A 21,472-nucleotide genomic window follows, 5' to 3' on the forward strand; every position below is an offset into this window, starting at 1 on the left:
GGGTGTGTTTGCGCGCTTTGGGCGCTATGCTAGAGCATCACTTCCATCGAGACGTCACTCACAAGAGGATACATTATGAGTAACGCAGAACTGAACGAACTAAAAAAGAAGTATGTTGCTGCTGGCGCGGCGAGCCCCGCCACAGCCTTTGCTGATCGCGCTGAAAATTCTGAAATATGGGATGCTGACGGCAACCGCTTCATCGACTTTGCCGGGGGTATCGGCGTACTGAACGTTGGCCATCGCCACCCTAAAGTCGTCGCTGCGGTGAAAGCTCAGCTTGATAAGGTCATGCACACCTGCCAGACCGTCATGCCTTATGAAGGTTATGTGCGCGTTGCCGAAAAGCTCAGCCAGATCGTACCGGTACGTGGGCACGCTAAAGTCATGCTGGCAAACTCGGGTGCAGAAGCCCTGGAAAATGCCATCAAGATTGCCCGTGCTGCCACTGGCCGTTCCAACATCATCTGTTTTGATGGCGGCTACCACGGCCGTACCTTCTACACCATGGCCATGAACGGCAAGGTCGCGCCCTATCAGACCGACTTTGGCCCGATGCCGGGCACAGTGTTCCGTGCGCCCTACCCGGTCGATTATCACGGTGTCAGTGAAGATGAAGCCCTGCGCGGCCTTCACATGGCGCTGAAAACCGATGCGGGCATTAACAACACGGCTGCCATCGTGCTGGAGCCGGTTCTGGGTGAAGGCGGTTTCTACCCGGCACCGAAGAGCTTCCTCGAAAAAATCCGTGCGATCTGTGACGAACACGGCATCCTGATGATCGTTGACGAAGTTCAGTCAGGCTTCGGGCGTACCGGCAAAATGTTCGCCATTGAACACAGCGGCGTAGAACCGGATTTGATGACCATGGCCAAGAGTATGGCCGATGGCATGCCGATCTCTGCGGTTGTTGGCACAGACAAGCACATGGATGCGTCCGGCGCTAACTCTCTGGGTGGTACCTACACCGGCAGCCCGACGTCCTGTGCCGCTGCACTGGCCGTCATGGAAGTCTTCGAGGAAGAAAATATCCTCGAGAAAAGCCAGGCACTGGGTAATAAACTGGCCGAGCGTTTCGGCCGCTGGGAAAGCAAGTTCGATTGCGTCGATAACGCCCGCAACATGGGTGCCATGGCAGCCTTCGAACTGGTCAAGGATAAAGCCAACCACACGCCAGATCCTGAACTGGCGGCGAAAATCTGTGCCAAGGCACGTGAGCACGGTCTGATCCTGCTTTCCTGTGGTCTTTACGGCAACACCATCCGCTTCTTGATGCCTGTCACGATTGAAGACAGCGTACTCAACGAAGGCCTCGATATTGTTGAAGCCTGCCTGGATGCATTGACCTGATGATACGTTTTGGATGATCGGTCCTGAATGACAGGGCTTGGCCATCTACGCAAAAACCGCCCTACGGGGCGGTTTTTTTATGGCAGAACAACAACGACCTCGACTTTCAGGCACCGTCAGGGCGACGATCACCTTCCAGAAAATTCGCTACAAATGCTGCCTTGCCATAGGTCTCAAACGACCACTTCATGACATCAGCAAGTGCCGCCATTACCGCATCGAATTCGCCAAATACCTGGGTGCTCATGCGGTTGGGATACACTTCAAGCCCGGTGGTTTGCAAGCGTTTGACCACCTCACGCACCGGCGGTTTAAAATCGTCGGTCAGCGGATAAAAGCTCAATTGTACGGAAAGATACATGTGACCTCCCAGGGTCTATAACGTTTCGGGATACATCACGCCTGATATGCACGCCATGCCTTGAGGATAGCCTCGCGGGTTTCCTTAGGAAACTCCATCGGAAACATATGCGAACCCGGCACCTGATCAATACGCAGGCCGTGGCGTTTCAACCGCTTGATGCGCGACGCTGTCAGAAGGTCAGAACCTTCACCGGCGACTAACGTGACCGGTACATCCAGGCGTCTGAGCAACCGGGTCAGGTGGTCCGGTAAATGGCGAAAAATCTCCACTTCAACCGCCGTATCAAAGGTCAGCTCGGCACGACCATCATCAAGCACCCGTGTGCCCGCCTCAATATAATCGTTCAGCGCCTCATGGGTGAACTGACGAAACAGCCCACGTCGGCGCAAATACATGGCCATCGCCTCGCGCCCTGGCCACACCGTACGCCGCCCCAATGTCTTGCCAGCCGGTGTAATGCGGTCAATAAAGCCAAACCGCTTGGCCGCTTTCATCACCAGGGCATCGGTTCCGAGCATCAAAGGCGGGTCCAGCATCACAATACCGCGAAAGCGCTCCGGCGCTCTGACAGCGGCCATCGCCATCAGGGTACCACCCAGCGAATGCCCAACACCAAACACTGGCGCCTCAGTATCAGGCAACTCTGCCAGCAGCTCATCCACCAGGTTTGCCCAGTTATGATTCACCGGATAATTCGGGTGGTGACCCAACCGATCCAGCGGATGCAGATCAAACTGCTCCGCCAGCGGTGCGAGCAAACTGCGGTAACTCATTCCCGGAAAACCGTTGGCATGCGCAAACACTAAACGAGGGCGTTGGGTAACATCGGCAGACATGGCAAGGCTCACAAAGTCGTCAGTTAGTCACTGGACGTAGGTTATAATTGTTAAACAATCTATCATACATCTGTTTTAACTCGCCCTTTGAGAAGCGTCAAGCGTGCGAAAGTCGATATTTATCACTCTTCCAGACCGCCAGGATTCTTGATTGCTTTCTTTTCGGCTGATGTCAGGCGGCGCTCCACCTTTTTTACATCTTCGGCAGGAGGCAGGTTTTCCGGACGGATCCCACGGTCAATCAGAGTCTGACGAACAGCTTGGTTGTTAGTGACATGTTCTTGAGAAATTTTCGGCTCTTGGTCCATAGACTGCTCACGGGCATTGTGAATAGTAATCTCGGCAGCGAAGTCCTTGGCTTTGAGAATAATCGTGGGAGCAAAATCCGCCAGTGGGCGGCTATCTGGCACTTGCCACTGAGCTTTCATTGCTTTTGTATTTTTGCCAAACAAGGCAGCATCGCCTTTGCTACGGATCAAGGCAAAATTCTGGTTACCACCGGTCTGCTCATAAATAACATCCGAGAGTTCTTTTTCGGTGGCTGACAATTTCTTGCGTGCAGATACTCGCTCAGCTTCCAGTAGGCGCTGCTCAATAAGTTCAGCCTTGCGGGTCTGCATAGCAAAATAGGTTTGAGCAAAGGCAATTTCCTGCTTTCTGGGATCGCCGTTTTGGGCAATCAGATAGCAAGCGTAGCGTGTCAGCATGACATCGCTGACTTCCCGCTGGCTGCCGGAACCCAGTTCAACCATTTTGTTAACCTCAACAAAATGGTTACTGACGTCGTGTTCGGAAATTTCACAAGCTGTCTTTGCCTTACTAATCACAGACAAGAAGTTACGCCACTCGCCATAACCCAATAAATGCTGCACATCTCTTGCCAGCCAGTATTCCACGCCATTTTCAGTCTGTTGGGCATGCCCTTCGAAATTTTCTGTTAGCGTTTGAATCAATTCATTTTTCATCGTGCGCTCCTTGCTTCCTATCACCCAATGGCATATCGGGCAGACGTTATTGAATAAACATTATTTTTCTCATCAAAACAGCGTCAGTTGTTGCGCGGTGGTTTCTTCTGCCAGGCGGTAGCCAACGCCTAATAACCGCACGGGCCTTTCGCCTCTTGCCCAGCCTACGTTGAGCAGGGTTTCGAACTGTGCAAGATCCGGCGCGGGGTCGGCGTGTTCCACGGTTGTCTGGGTAAAGTCTTTGAATTTGACCTTGACCATGACGCCACGCACACCGGGCGGTGGGTCAAGCCGGGCATAGCGCTGCTCAAGGTCCGCAATGAGAGCGGGCAAGGCCTCGTGGCAGGCTTGCAGAGTAGGAAGGTCCTGGGGGTAGGTCTGTTCGGTGCTGACGGATTTGCGCTCACGGTGGGTTTTTACTGGCCGCTCGTCACGACCATGACTGAGTTCGAACAGCCGGTGCCCGAAGCGGCCAAACTGTTCGACCAGCTCGGTGAGCGGACGAGCGCGCAAGTCTGCGCCCGTATAAATACCCAGCCCCGCGAGTTTTTCAGCAGTACGCGGGCCAACGCCGTGAATTTTCTTGACCGATAGTTGCTGAACAAAGTGATCAATATCCTTTGGCGTGATCACAAACAGGCCGTCAGGCTTGCGCCAGTCGCTGGCAATTTTGGCGAGAAACTTATTAGGCGCAACCCCCGCCGACACGGTAATACCGACTTCCTGCTTGACCCGCAGACGAATCGCTTCGGCCATGCGAGTGGCGCTGCCATTGCACAGGGTGACATCGGTAACGTCCAGGAAAGCTTCATCCAGTGAGAGCGGCTCAATCAGCTCGGTCACATCACGATAAATCGCAAACACCTGGCGGGCGACAGCCTTGTACTTGGCCATATCGCCACGGATCACGGTGAGATGCGGGCAGCGTTTCAGTGCCTGAGCCATCGGCATGGCAGAGTGAATACCAAATTCGCGGGCCGGATAATTGCACGTTGCCACGACGCCACGGCGCTCCACACTGCCACCAATCGCAATAGGCACGTCGCCAAGCGCCGGGTTGTCACGCATCTCTACCGCTGCGTAGAAACAGTCACAGTCGCAATGAATAATTTTGCGCACAGGTTACCCTCGCCCAAGCCCTTTTGCCTAAGCCCTTTTGCCTAAGCCCTGTAAAAAAGCACAGTTTATCAAAAACAGCCTATCACAGGGTGTGGCGTGATCACGTGCCGCAGAAAGTCCTCAGTACCTGTTCACTGTCAGACGCGGGCGCGGCCAGAAGGCGCGCATCGGTGGACGCCTCAAAGGGCTGTACTACTGCGCCAAGCAGCTTGTGAAAGGGCGCAAAGTCGCCGTCATAGGCGGCATCAATCACCTCCTGAACGCGGTGGTTGCGGGGAATAATGGCCGGGTTGGCGTTCCGCATTGCCTGCCAGCGCTGCTCACTCTGGCTGGCCTGCTGCTGGTGTTGCCATTCGTCAATCCAGGGGGCCAGCGCTTCGGGGGTCGTGGTGAGCGCCAGCAACGCCTGACGCCTATCGTCATCCGCTTGGCGAGCCAGTTGCGTTAAGGCATCAAAGGTGGCGGTCATGTCCATACGCCCCTTCTGCATCTGCGCCTCCAGCCCGGCCATCAGCTGGGGGGCATGTTCGCTATTTGCCGCTAGCCCCAGTTTATCTGCACTGATCACCTGACGGGCCGCATCAAATTCCGCATCGAAGCCACGCAGAATATCAGTCAGCTGAGAGATGCGGGATTCCTGATCGCCATCCAGCAAGGGCATCAAGCACTCGGCGAAACGCGCCAGATTCCACTGGGCAACTAACGGCTGGTTGGAAAACGCATAGCGTTTACCGGTATCTACCGAGCTGTAAGCCTTCTGCGGGTCGAACTGCTCCATAAAGGCACAGGGCCCATAATCAATGGTTTCCCCAGCAATGCTCATGTTATCGGTGTTCATCACCCCATGAATAAAGCCAACGCCCATCCACTTGGCGACCAGCTGCGCCTGACGCTGCAACACCGCTTCCAGTAGCGCCAGATACGGTGCTTCCGCCTGTCTGGCATCCGGGTAATGGCGATCAATCACGAAATCCGCCAGCGCTTTCAGCGCCGTTTCATCCTGGCGGGCCGCTGCAAACTGAAACGATCCCACCCGAATATGGCTGCTGGCCACGCGCGTAAAAACGGCGCCAGGCTCCACCATTTCACGCCTCACCCGCTCACCGCTTGCCACAGCGGCAAGGGCGCGGGTCGTGGGAATATTCATCGCGGCCATGGCTTCGCTGACCAGGTATTCACGCAGCACCGGGCCAAGAGGCGAGCGCCCATCGCCGCCGCGGGAAAACGGCGTACGGCCACTGCCTTTCAGCTGCACATCGCGACGCTGACCGTTTTGATTGACTACCTCGCCCAGTAGCAGAGCACGCCCATCCCCCAGCTGCGGCACAAAGCTTCCGAACTGATGCCCGGCATAGCCCAGTGCACGCGGCTCAGCACCGGGGGGCAGCTGGTTGCCGCTGAACCACTCAGCCAGGCGGGTCTCATCCGGTGTTTCCTGCATACCCAGACTTTCGGCAAGCGACTGATTGAACGCAATAAGCGTGGGCGCTTCGACCGGCGTGGGCTGGCAGGCAACCCACAACGGCTCAGGGAGCGTTGCAAACGAATGTTCAAATGACAGCACGGGTAACTCCGCTTTTAAAATTAATGACGACAGAATACCCTATCATTTGACTCAGGTAATGGGCGACAACATGAATCACGCGAATACGTTAACCAGGCGCACGGCCACGCCCGAGACTGCGCTACCAACCCCGCTGCCACGTGACTTTTACAATCGCGATACCCTTGCAGTGGCTCGCGAATTACTCGGCTGCCACTTGGTGCGCTACCATCAGGGCGAGCTGATGGTAGCGCGGATTGTGGAGACAGAAGCTTATTGCGGCGCCGAAGATTCCGCCTGCCATGCGCATCGGCGTAAAACGCCCAGAACAGAAGTCATGTTCGGACCGCCGGGGCATGCTTACGTTTATCTGGTGTATGGAATGCACTGGCTGCTCAACATCGTCACCCAGCCCGAAGGCAACCCTTGCGGCGTGTTGATTCGTGCGGTGGAACCGCTCAATGGGGAGGCGGCGATGCGGGCGGTGCGGGATGTACGCGGCTACAACCTGAGCAACGGCCCTGGCAAGCTGACGCGCGCGTTACAGGTTGACAAGGCACTCTATGGTCACGATATCACCCAAGCCGTAGCGCTTGATGATCACTGCGATGCGCTATGGATCAGCGCAGGCGAACCGCCCGAGCATATTGCCACCGGCCCGCGCGTCGGTATTGATTACGCCCAGCCCATCCATCGCGACGCCCCCTGGCGGCTGTGGTGTGATGGCAACCCCTGGGTGTCGAAAGCGCGCTAACCCCGCGTCAGGCAAGCAACAGCATGTTCCAGAACCGGGGTCAGCGGCGCTCGCCACTGCTGGCTTAACAAGTCATCCGCACGGGTAACGCCCAATGAGAGCGACGCCAGCGGCAAGCCCTGCGCATGCGCCTGGCGAAAGAAACGATAGCCGGAAAACACCATCAGCGACGTGCCCACCGCCAGCACGGCGCGCGAACGCTGCAAGCCCTCTTCCGCAGCACGGCGGCGCTCCGCCGGCACCAGGTCACCGTAGTACACCACTTCCGGTTTCAGGATACCGCTGCAGCGCGGGCAATCCATGACCTTGAAGGTGCTGAAATCCATTTCCAGATCCGCATCGCCATCCGGCCCATGGTGGGCATTAAGCTTTGCAAACACAGGGTTCATGCGCGCCATTTCGGCATGCATGGCGTGGCGCATCATACGGTAGCCGCAGGACATACAGCTGACCATGTCAGCACGGCCATGCAGGTCAACCACCCGCCGGGAACCCGCGCGCTGATGCAAGCGGTCAACGTTCTGGGTCACCAGCTGCTCGATATACCCCATGTGTTCCAGCGCTGCCAGGGCACGATGGGCGCCGCTGACCGGCGCATTACTCAGCGCCTTGAAGCCGACCAGTGCTCGCGCCCAATAACGCTTTCGAACGTCGCCGGAGGCCATGAAGTCGTGATGCTGAACCGGCGGCGAGCGCTTCCACTGGCCATCAACGCCGCGATAATCGGGAATGCCGCTATCGGTACTGACCCCAGCCCCGCTAATCACCCATAGCTTCTGGTAGCGAGCGATATAAGCGGCAAGTGCTTCCCCCGCTTCCTCGACGTTTACCTGCATTTTATTTACCTGTATCAAGATTTAGTCACAGAATAATGTTAACCCCTATGCAAGGCTTGTACATCTCAACGATACTGTATTGATCAGTTTAACAACTTCAGGCTCGGTAATGGGCCTGCGTAATGTCTTTAGGTTGGAGAACCAGCATGCAGCGTGATCATGAAGTGGTAATTATTGGCGGTGGAATGGTCGGTGCAGCACTGGCGGCACGCCTTGGTTATGCCGGAATAAATGTCGGCCTGGTGGAACAGGGCGCTCCCCCAACACCCCCTGAAGGCGATTTTGACCTACGTATTTCATCGCTCAATGCCCGCTCGCTGGCCTTTATCGAAGCCAGTGATACTGACTTACCCGAAAAGCGCTGCTGTGCTTTCCGGCATATAGAGGTATGGAATCAGGGCGGCAAGGGCCATAGCCTGTTTTCGGCAGAAGACAGCGGGATGGATCAGTTCGGTGTGTTTATCGAAAACCGCACTCTACAATATGCGCTGTGGGAACGTCTGGCGCGCTTACCCGGCGTCACGATTTACACGCACTGTGCCCCTGTTTCCACTATGGCCGCCACTGATGCCCGAGTTGTCGAGCTGGATAACGGCAAAATTCTCAACGCGGGGCTGGTCGTGGGCGCCGACGGTGCCCGCTCGACGCTGCGTGAACTGGCGGGTATCGAGGTGAGCACCTACGATTACCACCAGCGCGCCCTGATCATCAATGTCGAAACCGAACTGCCTCAACAGGACGTCAGCTGGCAATGCTTTACGCCGACAGGGCCAATGGCCATGCTGCCCCTGCCCGGCCAACATGCCTCTTTGGTGTGGTATGACACCGATAGCGCCACTCGCGAGCGGGAAATGCTCACCGATGACGGGCTCAAAACCGCCATTGAAGCGGCTTTTCCCAAGCGCCTTGGCAACCTGATTCGCGTGACCGGCCGCGCCAGCTTCCCAATCAAACGCCAGCACGCCAAGCGCTATATCGCCAAACGGCTGGTGTTGATTGGTGATGCCGCTCACGTCGTCCATCCACTGGCAGGCCAGGGGCTGAATATCGGCCTGCACGACGCCGATGCGCTGGCCGACATCCTCCTCGCCCAGCGTGACGTAGGCGAAAGCAAAGCCCTGCACCGTTACGAAATTCAGCGCCGTCTGGCGAACCAGGCCATGATCGCCGCCACCGAAAGCTTCCACCACCTGTTTACCGGTGCCGCCCCGCTTCGCCGCCTGGGCGACGCCAGCCTGCAACTGGCGGAACGCTTCCCACTGGCCAAACGCATGATGATGCAGCAAGCCAATGGCCTGAATCCATTTAAAATGCGCTGATACCCGCTACGCTGATAGGGTGGCAGCGCAGCGGCCTTTCCCACCTTATCAGCAGTCCACTGCTTCACGCGGGGCTGTGATCACACACGCTTCCAGCAACGCATCCGCGTCTGATGAGACGGCGATAACGATAAACTCATCCACGCTGGGGAAGGCGGTATCCAGTCGCTCATGCAGCGACGCTTCTGTTACCGCCTCAAGCTCCTCCTTTGGCGAACGCTCTGCAGGGTACCCATCCAGGGCACTTTCCAGTGCGCTGTTGGCCTGCACCGTCACAAGATCGGCCACCTCAGAGAAATAAGACGCCAGCGGCGCTTTGTGATCGGCCAGATCGCCCTTCAGGCCGTTTTGCCGGAAAGAGGCGTACGCCTCACGAACCACCGCTTCGGTCTCTGCCACCTGTTTGGTATCAATCTCTCCGGCCATTAAGAAAATCCGGTGCTCACGCGTGTAATTATTCACCCCCGCTCCAAAGCCATAACTGGCACGTAGTTGAGTGCGGACGGCATCAAAGAGAACGCTTTGGTCATCACCCCCCAGGGCATGCGTCAGGAGCAAATCTTCAACTTCGCTTCCCTGTCGGGTCGGCGGTAACGGCGCAATAAACGCCAGCGTTGATACTTCCGCCTCTGGCATATGGAGGAGAATCCGGCGTGGTGTGAAATCTGGCGAGACGCTTCGTTGAACGTCCCGTCCTTTTTCCGGCAATCCTGCGAATAACGTATCCAATGCTGCCCCAGCTGAACGTGCATCAATATCACCGGCCACGGTGACGACATCAGGAGAACGCGTAAACGTCTCGTCATGCCAGGCAGCAATCTCGTCTCGGGTAAGCTCATCCAGTGCGTCCAGATCATACAACGATAAAGCATTACGCAAGGGGTGTTCACCAAAGACCGCCCAACGGACAGCCTCAAACCCGGCGGCCACAGGCTGTGCACGTTCTTCCGTCACCGCCTGCCTGCCACCATCGCTTATCCGATTCAACCAAGATTGCCCCAGCAAGGGGGCACGCAAGTGGGCATTGGCAATCTCGACCACTTCACTAAGATCATCACGCTCCAAAACCATTGCGCCCACAATATGATCGTTTGCCGCCCCATATAAACTGCCTTCTGCTTTCAGGTCCGCCAGCTGCTCATTGACCTCACCAGCCGGGTATCCCTCGGCACCTCCGGCAAGTATCAATTTCGCCCCCACCATTGCTGCGGCCGGATTGGTATTCTCACGATAATTCCAGTCAGTTGGCCAGGCGACATTAACAGCCACATCGTCACTTTCGGGCATAGCAAGCAAGGTAAACTCAATGCCCTCCGGGCTGACTTCATTACTGGCAGAAGGGGTACTTTCATTGGTTTCTTCTGCAGAACAGGCAGCTAAACTGACAATCATGGCCGTCAGTGGTACAAGTCGAATCATTCAAACCTCTCCTTGGGGCCGATAAAGGCAACGGCCGTTCGTCCTTCCCCTGTTATTTCATTTAACAGGGTATTAATTGTTTGATGTGAAAGCTGTTGCTCCAGGCGCTTCACATCAGAGAGTGGCAAGGGTTGACGCAGCACAGCGACCCGCTCAAGGGTGTAATCTGCCATCCAGCGGGCGGTCTCGTCGTCGTCCTCCCAGTCAGGCCAGAAGTCCTCAAAACGGTTGATAACCCGCTGATAGGTCTCATCAGGAATACCCTCAGCTGAAACCTTTGCCAGCGTTTTCTCAAAGGCGCTGCTTAAATTCGCCAGTGATACCTCACGGTCAGGGGCAGCACTAAAACTCAACTCAATATGACGCTCGTCGAGGGGCCATATGTGCACATCAAAACCGCGTGCAATGGCGGCATCAAAACGCAAAGGCCCTGCAAGACCGCCAGCCAGTCTGGTGTTAAGAATACTTCCAAGCAGCGACGTATGTGCCTCCAGCAGATCAAACGCCACCGGCTCAGGCAGCGCCATTACTCGCCGTAAGATAACCCGCGCAGAAGCGTTCTTTTCCGGATAGCGCAGCACAGTATCAGCAGACCCAGCCAGTTCAAACGCTGGAGGCTGGCTCTTAGCATCAGGGCTTTGTTTCTCAGGCCAATCGACAGCCTTCAGCGCTCGGCCCACTTCTCTCTCAGTCACACCACCGGTAACCACCAAGGCGGCATTTTCTGGACGGTGGGTAGCAGCATGCAACGCACGGGCATCTTCGTAACTGAACCCAAGGATGTCATCTGGCGTGCCCAGCACCGAGGATGCAATGGCATTCCCGGCATAGAGAAACGCATTCATCGCCTCAGCAGCTTGTGCATCCGGTTGATTGACCATATGTGATTCATATTCGCGCAAAATGATCTCCCGCTCTTCGGCAGCAAACTCAGCAGGAATCTCAAGAGGCTCAAAAAGCCCTGAAAGGGTTTGCAGTATATCGTCCAGTTCATCGGGTTTACCGGACAGCCAATAACCGGCGGCATAGCGGTTCGTCCAGGCATTGGTGTGCCGGTCTGCACTGCGTTGTTTGGCACCCACTGTGTTTAACCAGGCAAGATGCTCCACATAATGCGCCAAGCCGGGGGCCGGGTTTTCATGCCCAAAGATGACATGAGCATAAACCTCCCGAGACTCGGTATTCTGGACATAGACATGATGCTCCTGGCTCGCGAAAAGGGCATTGAAACGCCAGGAAAGTAGAAACAAAATGATAATGACGACTACCCACCATCCAGAAAACCTTTTTAACGTCTTAGCAACCATCATGAGTCGAACTGCTTTTTTAACAGCTTTCCCATAAAGCCAAGGGCTTCATACGCCGCAAATGCTCCTAAAAAAACCACCAAAGCTTTAATAAGTGAAAAACCTTGACCATCCATAAAATCAAAAAACATTGTCAGCAAAACGCACAGGATAGCGGTCTTTAATCCACCTTTTATTTCTTTGTTCATTTAACCTCCAGCCAAGATCATACAGAGCCATACTCTCTCACTTTTTATTTAACTTAATTTCAAAAAATATAAAAAACTCAAACACTAAAACTGTAACAAAAAACAATAACAGACAGCGAATAATGTCAACTCCGCCTCCATCGCCAAAGTCAAAAAGCATAGACAATGCTGTAAGCACAGCTGCAGTTTTTATTGATTTTTTTCCAGGCTTCCACATAAAGCCTCCAGACTTCTCAGCAGCTAAACGCGCAAGCGAATAATTCTGACAATAGTGATAAGGGATATCAGGGTGGTTTAAAGTATCTGTCAGTGCGTCGACACAGTCACCAAGATAAAAACCATTTTCGCTATGCCGAGCATCTAATAGCGAAGTATGGAGATGAGGTAGGTGCGCTTTTACATAGCTATTCATTTTGGGCGCTTCGAGTCCGTGAAGCATTAACCAACCCGCACATGCATGCATTCGCTTTCCTCTTTTTCGTCCTTGAAATTTGAGGGCTGTATAGATTAAAACAATAAAAACTTAATAAGTTTTATCGAATAAAAATAGCAATGTTATAACGTTGATGCAAGCTGCCTGTTTGTAGACTTTGGCCGCACCATCATCCGTGAGATTAGCAGCCTGCAGCGGCGGAGCCGCCCTCTTTAAAATGCGCTAAAACCCGCTACGCTGATAGGGTGGCAACCGAGCTGTTGCCAGCTTGTTCATGACAGCCCGATTTATCACAAACCAGGTCATCACAAGCTCGGTCATGACAAACGTGAGCATGACAAACCGGGCCATCACTCAAGGTGGCCTCAGACATCCCTATCAAAGGAAAACGCATGGTACGTAAACAACAACACGCGTTATTCACCGTGGCGGCATTCGCCAGCCTCAGCCTACTTCCGGCATCAACGCTTTATGCCTGGGACGGGCTTGTCGAGAAGCAGGTCTTTTCGATGCAGGACTTTACCACCCAGGGTGGCGAAACGATCCCCGAGCTCAGCGTGGGCTGGGAAGCTTACGGCGAATTAAACGACGCCCGTGATAACGCCATTCTGATCACTCATTTTTTCTCCGGCACCAGCCACGCCGCCGGCCGCTATGACCCGGATGGCGAACCCACCGGCTACTGGGATGCCATCATCGGCCCCGGCAAGCCCCTGGATACTGATGAGTACTACATCATTGCATCCGATACGCTGGTGAATCTCAATGCCCATGACCCGAATGTGACCACCACAGGGCCAGCTTCGACCAACCCGGAGACCGGCGAACCCTGGGGCATGGACTTCCCTGTTGTGACCATCCGCGACTTTGTTGAGGTGCAGCGCGCCTTGCTGGAAAGCCAGGGAATTGAATCGCTTCATGCGGTCATGGGGGCTTCCATGGGCGCCCTTCAGGCGATTGAATGGGCCAGCGCTTACCCTGACAAAGTGGACAGGCTGATACCGGTTATCGGCGCTGGCGTTGCCGACCCCTGGATATTGTCTCGGTTGAACCGCTGGGCAGCGCCCATCCGTCTGGATGCCAACTGGAATGAAGGCGATTACTACGACGGTGAACCACCCACCGATGGGCTGAAAGAATCCCTTAAGCTCGTCACCCTCGATGCCAACCACTGGCAGTGGGCCAACGAGACCTTTAACCGCGACTGGGCCGACGAATCACGCGACCCCGCCAAGGATATCAACGCCCTCTATGCGGTCGAGCAGACGCTGGATGACATTGCCGCCGCTCGGGCAGCGGCATCCGATGCCAACCACTTCCTGTATCTGGTGCGCGCCAACCAGACCTTTATGGCGGGCCACGGCGACTCGTTAGACGCTGGCCTTGCCGCCATCGACGCCCCTACGCTGATGCTCTACAGCGAAAATGATCTTGCCTTCGTGCCTGAAAATATACGCCAGACCGCTGATCTGATTGAAGAAGGCGGCAGCGACGTAACCCTTGAAACGCTGAAAGGTAACCGGGGGCATCTGGACGGCGTGGTATCCATCGACCAGGCCAGCGATACGCTGCGCGAATTTCTGCGTTAACTGACCTTTAGCAGGCAGAGCCCCAAGGGGCTCTGCTTAAAGCTCAACGGTGTGTAGCGTTAACCACGAAGCTAAGCGGCTTCAAAATCCAGAGGATGAAGCCCCTCAAGATTAACCGTACTGCGGGCTACCCAGAGATCATATCTATCCTGCATCGACAACCAGCTTTCAGGGGTACGCCCGAGCACCCTGGACAGTCTCAGAGACATTTCAGGACTAATACCACTATGGCCTTTGAGAAGCCGAGACAACGTAGAAGGAGAAACGCCCAGACGAGAAGCAAGCTGCCGGGAACTGATGCCAAAAGGCTCCAGATACACTTCCCGAATAAATTCGCCGGGATGTGGCGGATTATGCATCGTCATTAGTGATAATCCTCATAATCAAGAATGTAAGCATTTCCATCTCGAAATTCGAACGTCATGCGCCAATTTCCATTGACCCAAATTGACCACCGCTCTTTTTCTTTCCCCTTTAATGGGTGGAGTTTAAAACCGGGGATATCCATATCATCTACTGACACCGCTGTGTCCAAGGCAGCAAGTTGCATACGCAATTTTCTGGCATGACCCGCCTGTATACCAGCAGTGCTGCCACTCGCGTAGAACCGCTTCAGTCCTTTGTGACGGAATGATTTAATCATAAAAATAGCATAGCGCGTTGCGCACTGGGCAACAATAAAATTTTATAATGGCTGAGTTCCACCAACCCCGCGCCCCCAACTGATGTTATATAGAAACGGCACCAAAGTGACGCTCGAAGACACAGGTATCACTCAGCCGATTGCCAAAACCAAATGCGTACACCATTCTGTATATGACAATATCCTGTACAGGTACAGAGAAATGGATGCCATTAGCTACACAGCGGCAAAAACCCACCTGGCGAAAACAATGCAACAGGTCTGCGAAGATCACGCGCCCATGATCATTACCCGTAATAAGGCGCAATCTGTGGTTATGATCTCTTTAGCCGATTATGAGGCGCTGCAAGAGACCGCTTACCTGCTGCGCGCTCCCAGAAATGCTCAACGTTTGCTTGAGTCGATTGCAGAGCTAGAGCAAGGTGGTGGCCAGGAGCAGGGGCTTTTGGAATGAAGCTCAGCTTCGTTATCACTATTGATCAACGCGCAAAAGACTACTCCCCCGCCAGCTCAGAAAAGTGGCCGGTTTTATCCAGAGTGTATTCTTCAAAATCCCGTGCCAGATACAGCGAGCCTGAATAAACGCGCTGGGCTTCTTTGCGGATATCCTCAATGGAGGGAGACGCATCAGGGTTCCCCTGGTAACGCGGGCTGAAATGCGTCAGCACCAGGTTCGGCAGCTGCCACTTTTCTGCAGAAGCAGCCACACGGCGGGCGTCGCTATGCCCAACTTCATCCGCCTTCTGTGCCAACTCTGCTGTGTAGGTCGCTTCATGCACCAGCACCTGCGCCCCTTCGCACGCTGCAGACAACAGCTCAGGCTGGTCATTATCTCCCGCAATGACCACTTTCCTCGGCGGATGCCTGAAAACTAAATAGTCACGGCTTTTCAGCGTTTCACCTTCAAACTCAATATCAACACCCTGCTTGAGCTGCCCCCACAAAGGGCCTCTGGGAACACCTTGGCGGGTGAGCTTTTCAATGTTCAGATCAGCGGCGGGATGGCGCTCCGTAAACCCATAGGCATAGGACGGCACCCGATGTGACAGCTTGAAGGTGTTAACTGCGATACTCTCAAATTCAACCTCTGGCAGGTCATCTGAACAGATAAACGTCAACGCAAAGGGCAAGCAAAGCTGGGTGGTCTCACAGGTGGCCTCTAGCCATGCCTTGATGCCGTTGGGTGCCACGATGGTCAGCGGCGCTTTACGGCCACTCATGGCGGCACTCGCCAGAAGGCCCGGCAACCCATAACAATGGTCACCGTGTACGTGGGTGATCAGGATGGCTTTGAGCGAATACAGCGAAAGCTTGGTGTGCAAGACCTGATGCTGAGTGCCCTCACCGCAGTCCACCAGATACCAGCCCTTCCCTTTGCTCTCGCGCAACGCGACCCCGGCGACATTGCGGCTTTTGGTTGGCACACCGGCGGATGTTCCAAGGAAGAGTAAATTCATATCAGGTTCCTTCCCTTATCCTGAAGTCAGGCAGCTATGACGGCTGGTAAAGCAGATGTTCCTGCACCTAATAAACCAATTTGCCTATTCAGGCACTGGCAACTTTAAGGCCGACAATGCCCGCAAAAATCAGTCCTAAACTGACTAGTTTAAGAACATCCGCTGACTCACCAAATAATAATATGCCCAGAAATGCCGTACCTAAGGCACCAATACCCACCCATATCGCATAGGCGGTACTGACAGGTAACGTTTTCAGAGCCAAGCCAAGCAGTAGAAAGCTGGCAACCAATGAAAAAATCGTTCCGATAGTAGGCCAGAGCTTCGTAAAGCCATCCGTGTACTTCAATCCGATAGCCCAACCAATCTCCAGGAGACCCGCCACAAACAGAATAATCCAGCTCATACCTACCCTACCTCTCAGTGAATATGGGGCCGTCCCCTGACGAGATCGAGAGGTGAGGTCGTCCTCACTTCGGCGTATCTAACGCCTTGATTCAGAAACAGTATAAAGCGAGGTAGCAAAAAACTGCCAATAGCAGCCATATACTCAGTTGCCATCACCCGCTCAATGTCAAAGAGAGCTCAGTCGGTGAGCAGACAGATAATGCGAGACATGTCAGTGGAACCAGGTGGAGCTAGTTGGTCTTAGTTGATCACCACTATAAACGCTCTGAGCATGGTGATAAGCACTGAAACGCGGCAGGCTGACAACTCCGTGTCTGTTTCCTCGATACTACCAAAAAAGCATCAGAGGAGGGCTTCAGTCTCAACGTAAAATATGAGCTGCACGCACTAGCTTGTCGGCTCTATATCAAGGTTGGCTGTCTCATCTTCAACGACTTTCTCTTCGCATTCGTCAGCACCAACGCTATATAGTGTTCTGCTATCCACCTTAACCGCAGTTACCGAAGTATTATTCGCTCTCTGTATATACACGTACTCAGGAGAAGCTAAGATCAGACGTCCAGCTATGTGATAGCGCTCCTCAGTATCAGTGATTTTGACACACACGCCTCCACCGCTTCCGAATCCGTGTAAAGCGGATCCGACAAGGTTTGCCGCTGCTTCGCGAAAATGGAAAGTTAGCACTAAAGATAGCGTAGCTATGACTGCAAGCGAAACGAATTGAAGCTTGGGCACAGCATAAAGTATCATAGCAATGTGAATGACAAGCAATAAACACACTAAACCTACATAAACAAATAGCTCCCAGTCAAGCCATTCGGAAAAGTACACCATCAGGCCGAAGAATAACCACATAACCCCAGACAATATCGACATCCCGACAAGGTTCACCACCTCAAGCTTATTTTTTACTTTCCACTTAATAAAGGGAAACACGAATGCATACAGCATGAAGGAAGTAATCAAAATCATGAGAACAAGAAGACCAAAAAACGCCTTCATCCCAAATACCCCTCTCTCGTAGAAGTCATACGAGAAAAACCCATTTTCGTGCATGTAGACCAAAAATAATATGACCGGAAGATTTGAAAAATATATAGAGGACACCAAGAATGACAACGTCCGCCAAAACCACCCTTTAACTTTTTCCGGTGTAACCCGGCCGGTTACCTTTCTTACCTCTTTAATCTCCACTTAGTTGACACTCCTAAGGACTAAAAGCCAAAGCAACATGCGACTTCAAATGGCCGCTATTTTTTATTCAATTTTTGTGTTTGCGATACCAAATGGTATATGCACCATTGGTATATCACCAGCTTTTGACTCTAAATGGCTTCTTTGGTCATCAAAAAACATATGTGGCTTTAGTTTTGATAAGATTCTGTCTTTCTCCATGCCTCCAAGAAAAAACATTTCGTTAGCACTTACTCCCCAATCTTCAAGTGTTGTAACTACACGCTCATGAGCTGGCGCATTTCTAGCTGTAACGATTGCGGTAGTTAGTGCCCGTTTATAGCTCCGGTTTTTTTCAATTTCGCGATCTTCAAGTTTTTGAAGAAAAGAAAGCTTCTTAAAAAGATCGGCTAATGGTCCAGGCTTGTGAGGTATTTCAGAGTTTGCCGCCTCATATGCATGAAACTCGGGTAGATCACCTCCTTTGAATATCGCCTCCGATTCATCGTCAGCAATGACACCATCGAAATCAAATGCAATCCTTAGCTCTTCATTTTCATCATCACTAACAACCTTGCTAGGCAGAACCACTCCACCGGGAAAGCCGGCATCAATAGCATTTTTCACATCTTCCTCATTCGCTGATAAGAATAAAGACGCATTAAACGCAGGAATATATTCGAAGGGTGACTTCCCCTCCATAAAAGCTGCCCGAGAAATATCTAGCTCGTAATGTTTGATTGACCTAAAAACTCTTTTCCCTGTTGCTGCTGAATTTCTTGACAACAAAACTACTTCAACTGGAAGTTTTTCCGGAAAACGCTGATTAATTTTCAAGAACCTTTTAATAAAAGGAAAAGCAACTCCTTTACCAAGAACCTTGTCCAGATTTCTTTCTTGAAATTCTTTATATGCTTTTGGTCCTTTTTCAGAAAAAACCGAATGAGACTCAGACAAATCAAATAGTGCACTTGATGAAACTGCTACAACTAACTTCCTTTCAATTGGATATGGCATAGAGCTCTCTTAATAGTCGAAAATTTGTTATATGACTCTTATATTATTAATTGAACGGGCCACCACGTTTATCGGACAAATGCAGCCTGACTTTTCCTACATAACCGCATGATTAGCAATAAAATTAATATTTCTTAAGCTGCATTTGCAGAATTCGCGTGCGTGCAGTATTTGCTGTTTCAATAACCCTGTATAAAAAGTAAGCCTCGATGTATCTATTCCCGTTATCTCTCGCCAGCCAGGGTGATATGGCGCGCAGGGGTATGCACGGCACACGGTTAATAATGCCTGCTGATATATGCTGATGGGTCGGGTGAAGCGATGTGTGCTGCGCATCCTGCTGCATGGTCATCCCTGCTGTTTTTAACCTTGATACTTCGAGACTAGCAGTTAATTTATTTTAATCCCAGCCTTTGGCTTCTCTCTTTAGGTGGATGCTCGCTGATCTAGCAGGCCGCTTACCGGGCTCGCCTGCGGCGAGTTGGTGGCTTGCTTCGCGAAGCCACCCTACGTTTGCGCCTCTTTTGGCAAGGTCAAAATGGATTCCCAATTACCCCATTCGGGAATGACGATGTTGCGATGCTTTCGGGAATGACGATTTTAGGTGCATATTCACTCCTGGTGCAGCGGCACGCTTACCAGGGTTTCGAACCATTGCTGGCGGAGGCCTTTGTGTGAGCCGAGTAGAATCGCGAGGTAAGGTTGCAGAGGGTGGGCGGCGGGGAGCGCGTTGCGGTGGCGTTCCAGCGCGGGGCGAAAGGGCAGTTGCTCTGCCGGGTCGTGGAAGCCGGTGGCGTGGTGCTGCAGCCATTCCAGCGGCGGCACCAAAAGCGCTGTGGCACCGCTGGAAAGCGCCAGGCTGACGCCTTTTACGTCAAAATCCCCGGCGTAGTAATGCGCTTTGCGGGTGTTGCGCCAGGCTTCGGCCAAGGGGCGGAAGGCGCCGCCGTACTGGCTATCGCCCCGGTAAACCACCAGCGGTTGCTGGCTGTGTTGCAGCGCAAGCGATGCGGGGTCGAAGTGGTAAAAACAGTCCAGGTTTTCCACCTGAATCAGCGCATCACACACTTCCAGTTGAATGCCGCGCCAATCCACATCGGCAATGGCACGGGGGGCGTGGGAAAGCCAGCCAGGATGTTCTGAAGGCACGTTCACCAGCACACGGTGGGTACGCGGGCTTTCTCCCAGGCTTTTGTCTTCTTCCAGCCCTTCCTTGGCCTGTTCGAGGCTGGATAGCCCGCTCAACGAGCGCCCGACCGGTGCCTGCCCCTGGCTGAGCAGGGTCTTATTGATCTGTTTGATCAGCTCCTGGTCGAAATGCAGCTCCTTGCCGCTCAGGCGCAGGCCGGGGTCGATGTAATGCTCATGGCACCAGGCCACCACATCGTCCACCCACTGGCGGCGCGGTCTTACCACCTCAGCATGGCGGCGCAGCAGGTGGTCCACTTCGTTAAGGCTTTTACGCGCCCGGCCGGAGAGTTTCATAGAGTTTCCTTTCATGCCACACCTTCAAAACGCAGTGACACATCATGAATCAGGCGCACGTCATTGAATACGCTCGCGGGACTTTCTTCAGGAAGCCATTGAAAAGCGCCCTGCTCCTGACGCGGTAACCCCTGGTATTCGGCGATGACCTGAAACAGCCAGATTTCCTCGGGCCATGTCAGTTCACTCGCCTGCAGATATGCCAGGGCGCTGAGCGGTTCATCAGCGCTGTTATCCACCACATGCAGGTAGAAGGCTTCAACATCCTGTTTCAGCGCCTGTTGCCGAGCGGCGACCATGGCACTTTCCGCAACTAACGCCGGGCTGGCCGCTGCGGTCACTTCTGCGGGGCGCGTCACACTGGGCAGGTCTTTGAGCAAGGCGCCCAGCAGGTTGATATCCTGATGATGATCCAGCGCTGCCGCACCGGCGGGCATCAGCGCGGTGGCATGGTTACAAAGCTCAGGCACCTCGCTGCGGCGGGCGTAGTTGCCCGGCGTGAAGCCTGGGTGTTCACGCAGAAACGCGGCCATACCAGCCACCAGGCGGCTACGTGCCTGCATCCGCCGGAAACGCGCCATCAGTTCGGTCAGGCGGCTTTGCACTTCGCGCAGGCTGGTGAAGTGCTGGCTGAGTTGTTGCTGAAGCTGGCTGATGAGGATTTTGCGCAAGGTGCCGTCGTTTCCGACCAGATCAATCAGCTCGTTGAAATCGATCAACGCCAGGCCATCCAGCAGGCGCACTACCTGCTTCTGGGCGCGTTCGTTTTCGCGCACCTTGTCATTCAAGCGGCTGACAAAGCCGAAATCACTGTTAAGCCGTTGCCACAGGCTGTCGATGGCATCCGCAAAGCGGCCGTTAAGGTCGTCCACCGTCTGGCGCAGGCGCAATAGCTGCTGTTCCTGCTGCCAATAGTCGCCCAGCTGGCTGGATTCACGGTAACTCGCGACCTGGGTACGCACCAGCTCAAGGGTATCGGCCACATCCGCGTTCACATGGCGACGCGATTCATCAGCCACCATTTCCGCAATCAGTTCGCGCATTCTGGGCGTCAGTTTGACGCCGCTCTGCTCGTCCGGCCGCCACACGATGCGCGCCGCAAACAAGCGGCGCAGGGCGTTACTGCTCAGCCCTTCCAGCGGCACATCATCGCTGACATAGCCTTGCATCAGGGTTTCACTGTGGCGGCCGAGCAGTGCCAGCCGTTCTACGCCGGTGGTCATTAAACGGCTTTCCAGCGGCACATTCTGGGCGTCGTTGAACTGGC

Annotated in this window: 23 protein-coding genes; 5 read left to right on the forward strand and 18 right to left on the reverse strand. The window is 53.8% G+C overall.

Annotation, left to right across the window (positions count from 1 at the left end):
* The first annotated feature begins 75 nt into the window (after positions 1-75).
* Complete coding sequence (gabT, locus tag ACU6TU_RS13065) at positions 76-1,350, forward strand: 4-aminobutyrate--2-oxoglutarate transaminase (RefSeq protein ID WP_447141834.1); 1,275 nt, start codon at positions 76-78, stop codon at positions 1,348-1,350.
* Positions 1,351-1,456: 106 nt separating this feature from the next.
* On the opposite strand, the gene ACU6TU_RS13070 is transcribed toward gabT, so the two are convergent.
* The 5 genes from ACU6TU_RS13070 to ACU6TU_RS13090 form a co-directional block, all read right to left on the reverse strand.
* A complete protein-coding gene (locus ACU6TU_RS13070) occupies positions 1,457-1,711 on the reverse strand; it encodes a thiamine-binding protein (protein WP_447141835.1) in 255 nt (84 codons plus the stop codon).
* A gap of 35 nt (positions 1,712-1,746) precedes the next feature.
* Positions 1,747-2,550, reverse strand: a complete 804-nt coding sequence (locus ACU6TU_RS13075; RefSeq protein ID WP_447141836.1) for an alpha/beta fold hydrolase — start codon at positions 2,548-2,550, stop codon at positions 1,747-1,749.
* Between the two features lie 122 nt (positions 2,551-2,672).
* Positions 2,673-3,515, reverse strand: coding sequence for a DNA damage-inducible protein D (gene dinD / locus ACU6TU_RS13080; protein ID WP_447141837.1), 843 nt, complete (start codon positions 3,513-3,515; stop codon positions 2,673-2,675).
* A 72-nt stretch (positions 3,516-3,587) separates the two neighbouring features.
* Positions 3,588-4,634 (reverse strand): DNA polymerase IV, encoded by a 1,047-nt coding sequence (gene dinB, locus ACU6TU_RS13085; RefSeq protein ID WP_447141838.1) that lies wholly within the window; start codon positions 4,632-4,634, stop codon positions 3,588-3,590.
* A gap of 100 nt (positions 4,635-4,734) precedes the next feature.
* Complete coding sequence (locus ACU6TU_RS13090; RefSeq protein WP_447141839.1) at positions 4,735-6,198, reverse strand: protein adenylyltransferase SelO; 1,464 nt, start codon at positions 6,196-6,198, stop codon at positions 4,735-4,737.
* 70 nt (positions 6,199-6,268) lie between these two features.
* On the opposite strand from ACU6TU_RS13090, the gene ACU6TU_RS13095 reads away from it, so the two are divergent.
* Positions 6,269-6,931 carry a DNA-3-methyladenine glycosylase gene (locus tag ACU6TU_RS13095; RefSeq protein WP_447141840.1) on the forward strand — a complete coding sequence of 221 codons (663 nt, stop codon included), beginning with the start codon at positions 6,269-6,271 and terminating at the stop codon, positions 6,929-6,931.
* Here ACU6TU_RS13095 and ACU6TU_RS13100 read toward each other — a convergent pair.
* Positions 6,928-7,767 (reverse strand): NAD-dependent protein deacetylase, encoded by an 840-nt coding sequence (locus ACU6TU_RS13100; RefSeq protein WP_447141841.1) that lies wholly within the window; start codon positions 7,765-7,767, stop codon positions 6,928-6,930. The two genes, ACU6TU_RS13095 and ACU6TU_RS13100, sit on opposite strands and share 4 nt — an antisense overlap.
* 146 nt (positions 7,768-7,913) lie before the next feature.
* On the opposite strand from ACU6TU_RS13100, the gene ACU6TU_RS13105 reads away from it, so the two are divergent.
* Positions 7,914-9,086: a UbiH/UbiF/VisC/COQ6 family ubiquinone biosynthesis hydroxylase gene (locus ACU6TU_RS13105; RefSeq protein ID WP_447141842.1), complete on the forward strand. Its 1,173-nt coding sequence runs from the start codon at positions 7,914-7,916 to the stop codon at positions 9,084-9,086.
* Positions 9,087-9,134: 48 nt separating this feature from the next.
* Here the strand turns inward: ACU6TU_RS13105 and ACU6TU_RS13110 are convergent, their stop codons facing one another.
* Genes ACU6TU_RS13110 through ACU6TU_RS13125 form a run of 4 tightly spaced genes read right to left on the reverse strand, consistent with a single transcriptional unit; the run spans position 9,135 to position 12,463 of the window.
* Positions 9,135-10,505 (reverse strand): M16 family metallopeptidase, encoded by a 1,371-nt coding sequence (locus ACU6TU_RS13110; protein ID WP_447141843.1) that lies wholly within the window; start codon positions 10,503-10,505, stop codon positions 9,135-9,137.
* Positions 10,502-11,815, reverse strand: coding sequence for a M16 family metallopeptidase (locus tag ACU6TU_RS13115; RefSeq protein WP_447141844.1), 1,314 nt, complete (start codon positions 11,813-11,815; stop codon positions 10,502-10,504). The genes ACU6TU_RS13110 and ACU6TU_RS13115 overlap by 4 nt, the downstream gene beginning before the upstream one ends.
* On the reverse strand, positions 11,812-12,000 hold the full coding sequence (locus ACU6TU_RS13120; protein WP_447141845.1) for a hypothetical protein: 189 nt from the start codon (positions 11,998-12,000) through the stop codon (positions 11,812-11,814). Before ACU6TU_RS13120 ends, ACU6TU_RS13115 begins: the two co-directional genes overlap by 4 nt.
* A 37-nt stretch (positions 12,001-12,037) precedes the next feature.
* Positions 12,038-12,463, reverse strand: a complete 426-nt coding sequence (locus tag ACU6TU_RS13125) for a hypothetical protein (RefSeq protein WP_447141846.1) — start codon at positions 12,461-12,463, stop codon at positions 12,038-12,040.
* Positions 12,464-12,825: 362 nt separating this feature from the next.
* On the opposite strand from ACU6TU_RS13125, the gene ACU6TU_RS13130 reads away from it, so the two are divergent.
* Positions 12,826-14,022 (forward strand): E22 family MetX-like putative esterase, encoded by a 1,197-nt coding sequence (locus ACU6TU_RS13130; protein ID WP_447141847.1) that lies wholly within the window; start codon positions 12,826-12,828, stop codon positions 14,020-14,022.
* 71 nt (positions 14,023-14,093) lie between these two features.
* Here the strand turns inward: ACU6TU_RS13130 and ACU6TU_RS13135 are convergent, their stop codons facing one another.
* The gene (locus tag ACU6TU_RS13135) at positions 14,094-14,387 is read right to left on the reverse strand and encodes a HigA family addiction module antitoxin (protein WP_447141848.1); all 294 of its coding nucleotides are present in this window, start codon (positions 14,385-14,387) and stop codon (positions 14,094-14,096) included.
* Complete coding sequence (locus ACU6TU_RS13140; RefSeq protein ID WP_447141849.1) at positions 14,387-14,665, reverse strand: type II toxin-antitoxin system RelE/ParE family toxin; 279 nt, start codon at positions 14,663-14,665, stop codon at positions 14,387-14,389. Before ACU6TU_RS13140 ends, ACU6TU_RS13135 begins: the two co-directional genes overlap by 1 nt.
* A gap of 202 nt (positions 14,666-14,867) precedes the next feature.
* Here ACU6TU_RS13140 and ACU6TU_RS13145 point away from each other — a divergent pair, with 202 nt between their 5' ends.
* Entirely contained in the window at positions 14,868-15,119 is a 252-nt protein-coding gene (locus tag ACU6TU_RS13145; protein ID WP_447144255.1) for a type II toxin-antitoxin system Phd/YefM family antitoxin, read from the forward strand.
* Positions 15,120-15,159: 40 nt separating this feature from the next.
* On the opposite strand, the gene ACU6TU_RS13150 is transcribed toward ACU6TU_RS13145, so the two are convergent.
* The 6 genes from ACU6TU_RS13150 to ACU6TU_RS13175 all read right to left on the reverse strand — a co-directional run bounded on the left by ACU6TU_RS13150 (position 15,160) and on the right by ACU6TU_RS13175 (position 21,428).
* Positions 15,160-16,122, reverse strand: a complete 963-nt coding sequence (locus ACU6TU_RS13150; RefSeq protein ID WP_447141850.1) for a ribonuclease Z — start codon at positions 16,120-16,122, stop codon at positions 15,160-15,162.
* An 88-nt stretch (positions 16,123-16,210) separates the two neighbouring features.
* Positions 16,211-16,528 (reverse strand): quaternary ammonium compound efflux SMR transporter SugE, encoded by a 318-nt coding sequence (sugE, locus tag ACU6TU_RS13155; protein WP_447141851.1) that lies wholly within the window; start codon positions 16,526-16,528, stop codon positions 16,211-16,213.
* A 389-nt stretch (positions 16,529-16,917) separates the two neighbouring features.
* Complete coding sequence (locus ACU6TU_RS13160) at positions 16,918-17,724, reverse strand: hypothetical protein (protein ID WP_447141852.1); 807 nt, start codon at positions 17,722-17,724, stop codon at positions 16,918-16,920.
* Positions 17,725-17,787: 63 nt separating this feature from the next.
* Complete coding sequence (locus ACU6TU_RS13165) at positions 17,788-18,720, reverse strand: 5'-nucleotidase (protein WP_447141853.1); 933 nt, start codon at positions 18,718-18,720, stop codon at positions 17,788-17,790.
* Positions 18,721-19,332: 612 nt separating this feature from the next.
* On the reverse strand, positions 19,333-20,205 hold the full coding sequence (locus ACU6TU_RS13170; RefSeq protein WP_447141854.1) for a DUF7281 domain-containing protein: 873 nt from the start codon (positions 20,203-20,205) through the stop codon (positions 19,333-19,335).
* An 11-nt stretch (positions 20,206-20,216) separates the two neighbouring features.
* Positions 20,217-21,428 carry a hypothetical protein gene (locus ACU6TU_RS13175; RefSeq protein ID WP_447144256.1) on the reverse strand — a complete coding sequence of 404 codons (1,212 nt, stop codon included), beginning with the start codon at positions 21,426-21,428 and terminating at the stop codon, positions 20,217-20,219.
* Positions 21,429-21,472: the final 44 nt, after the last annotated feature.

This window comes from Halomonas sp. LS-001 (assembly GCF_052983955.1).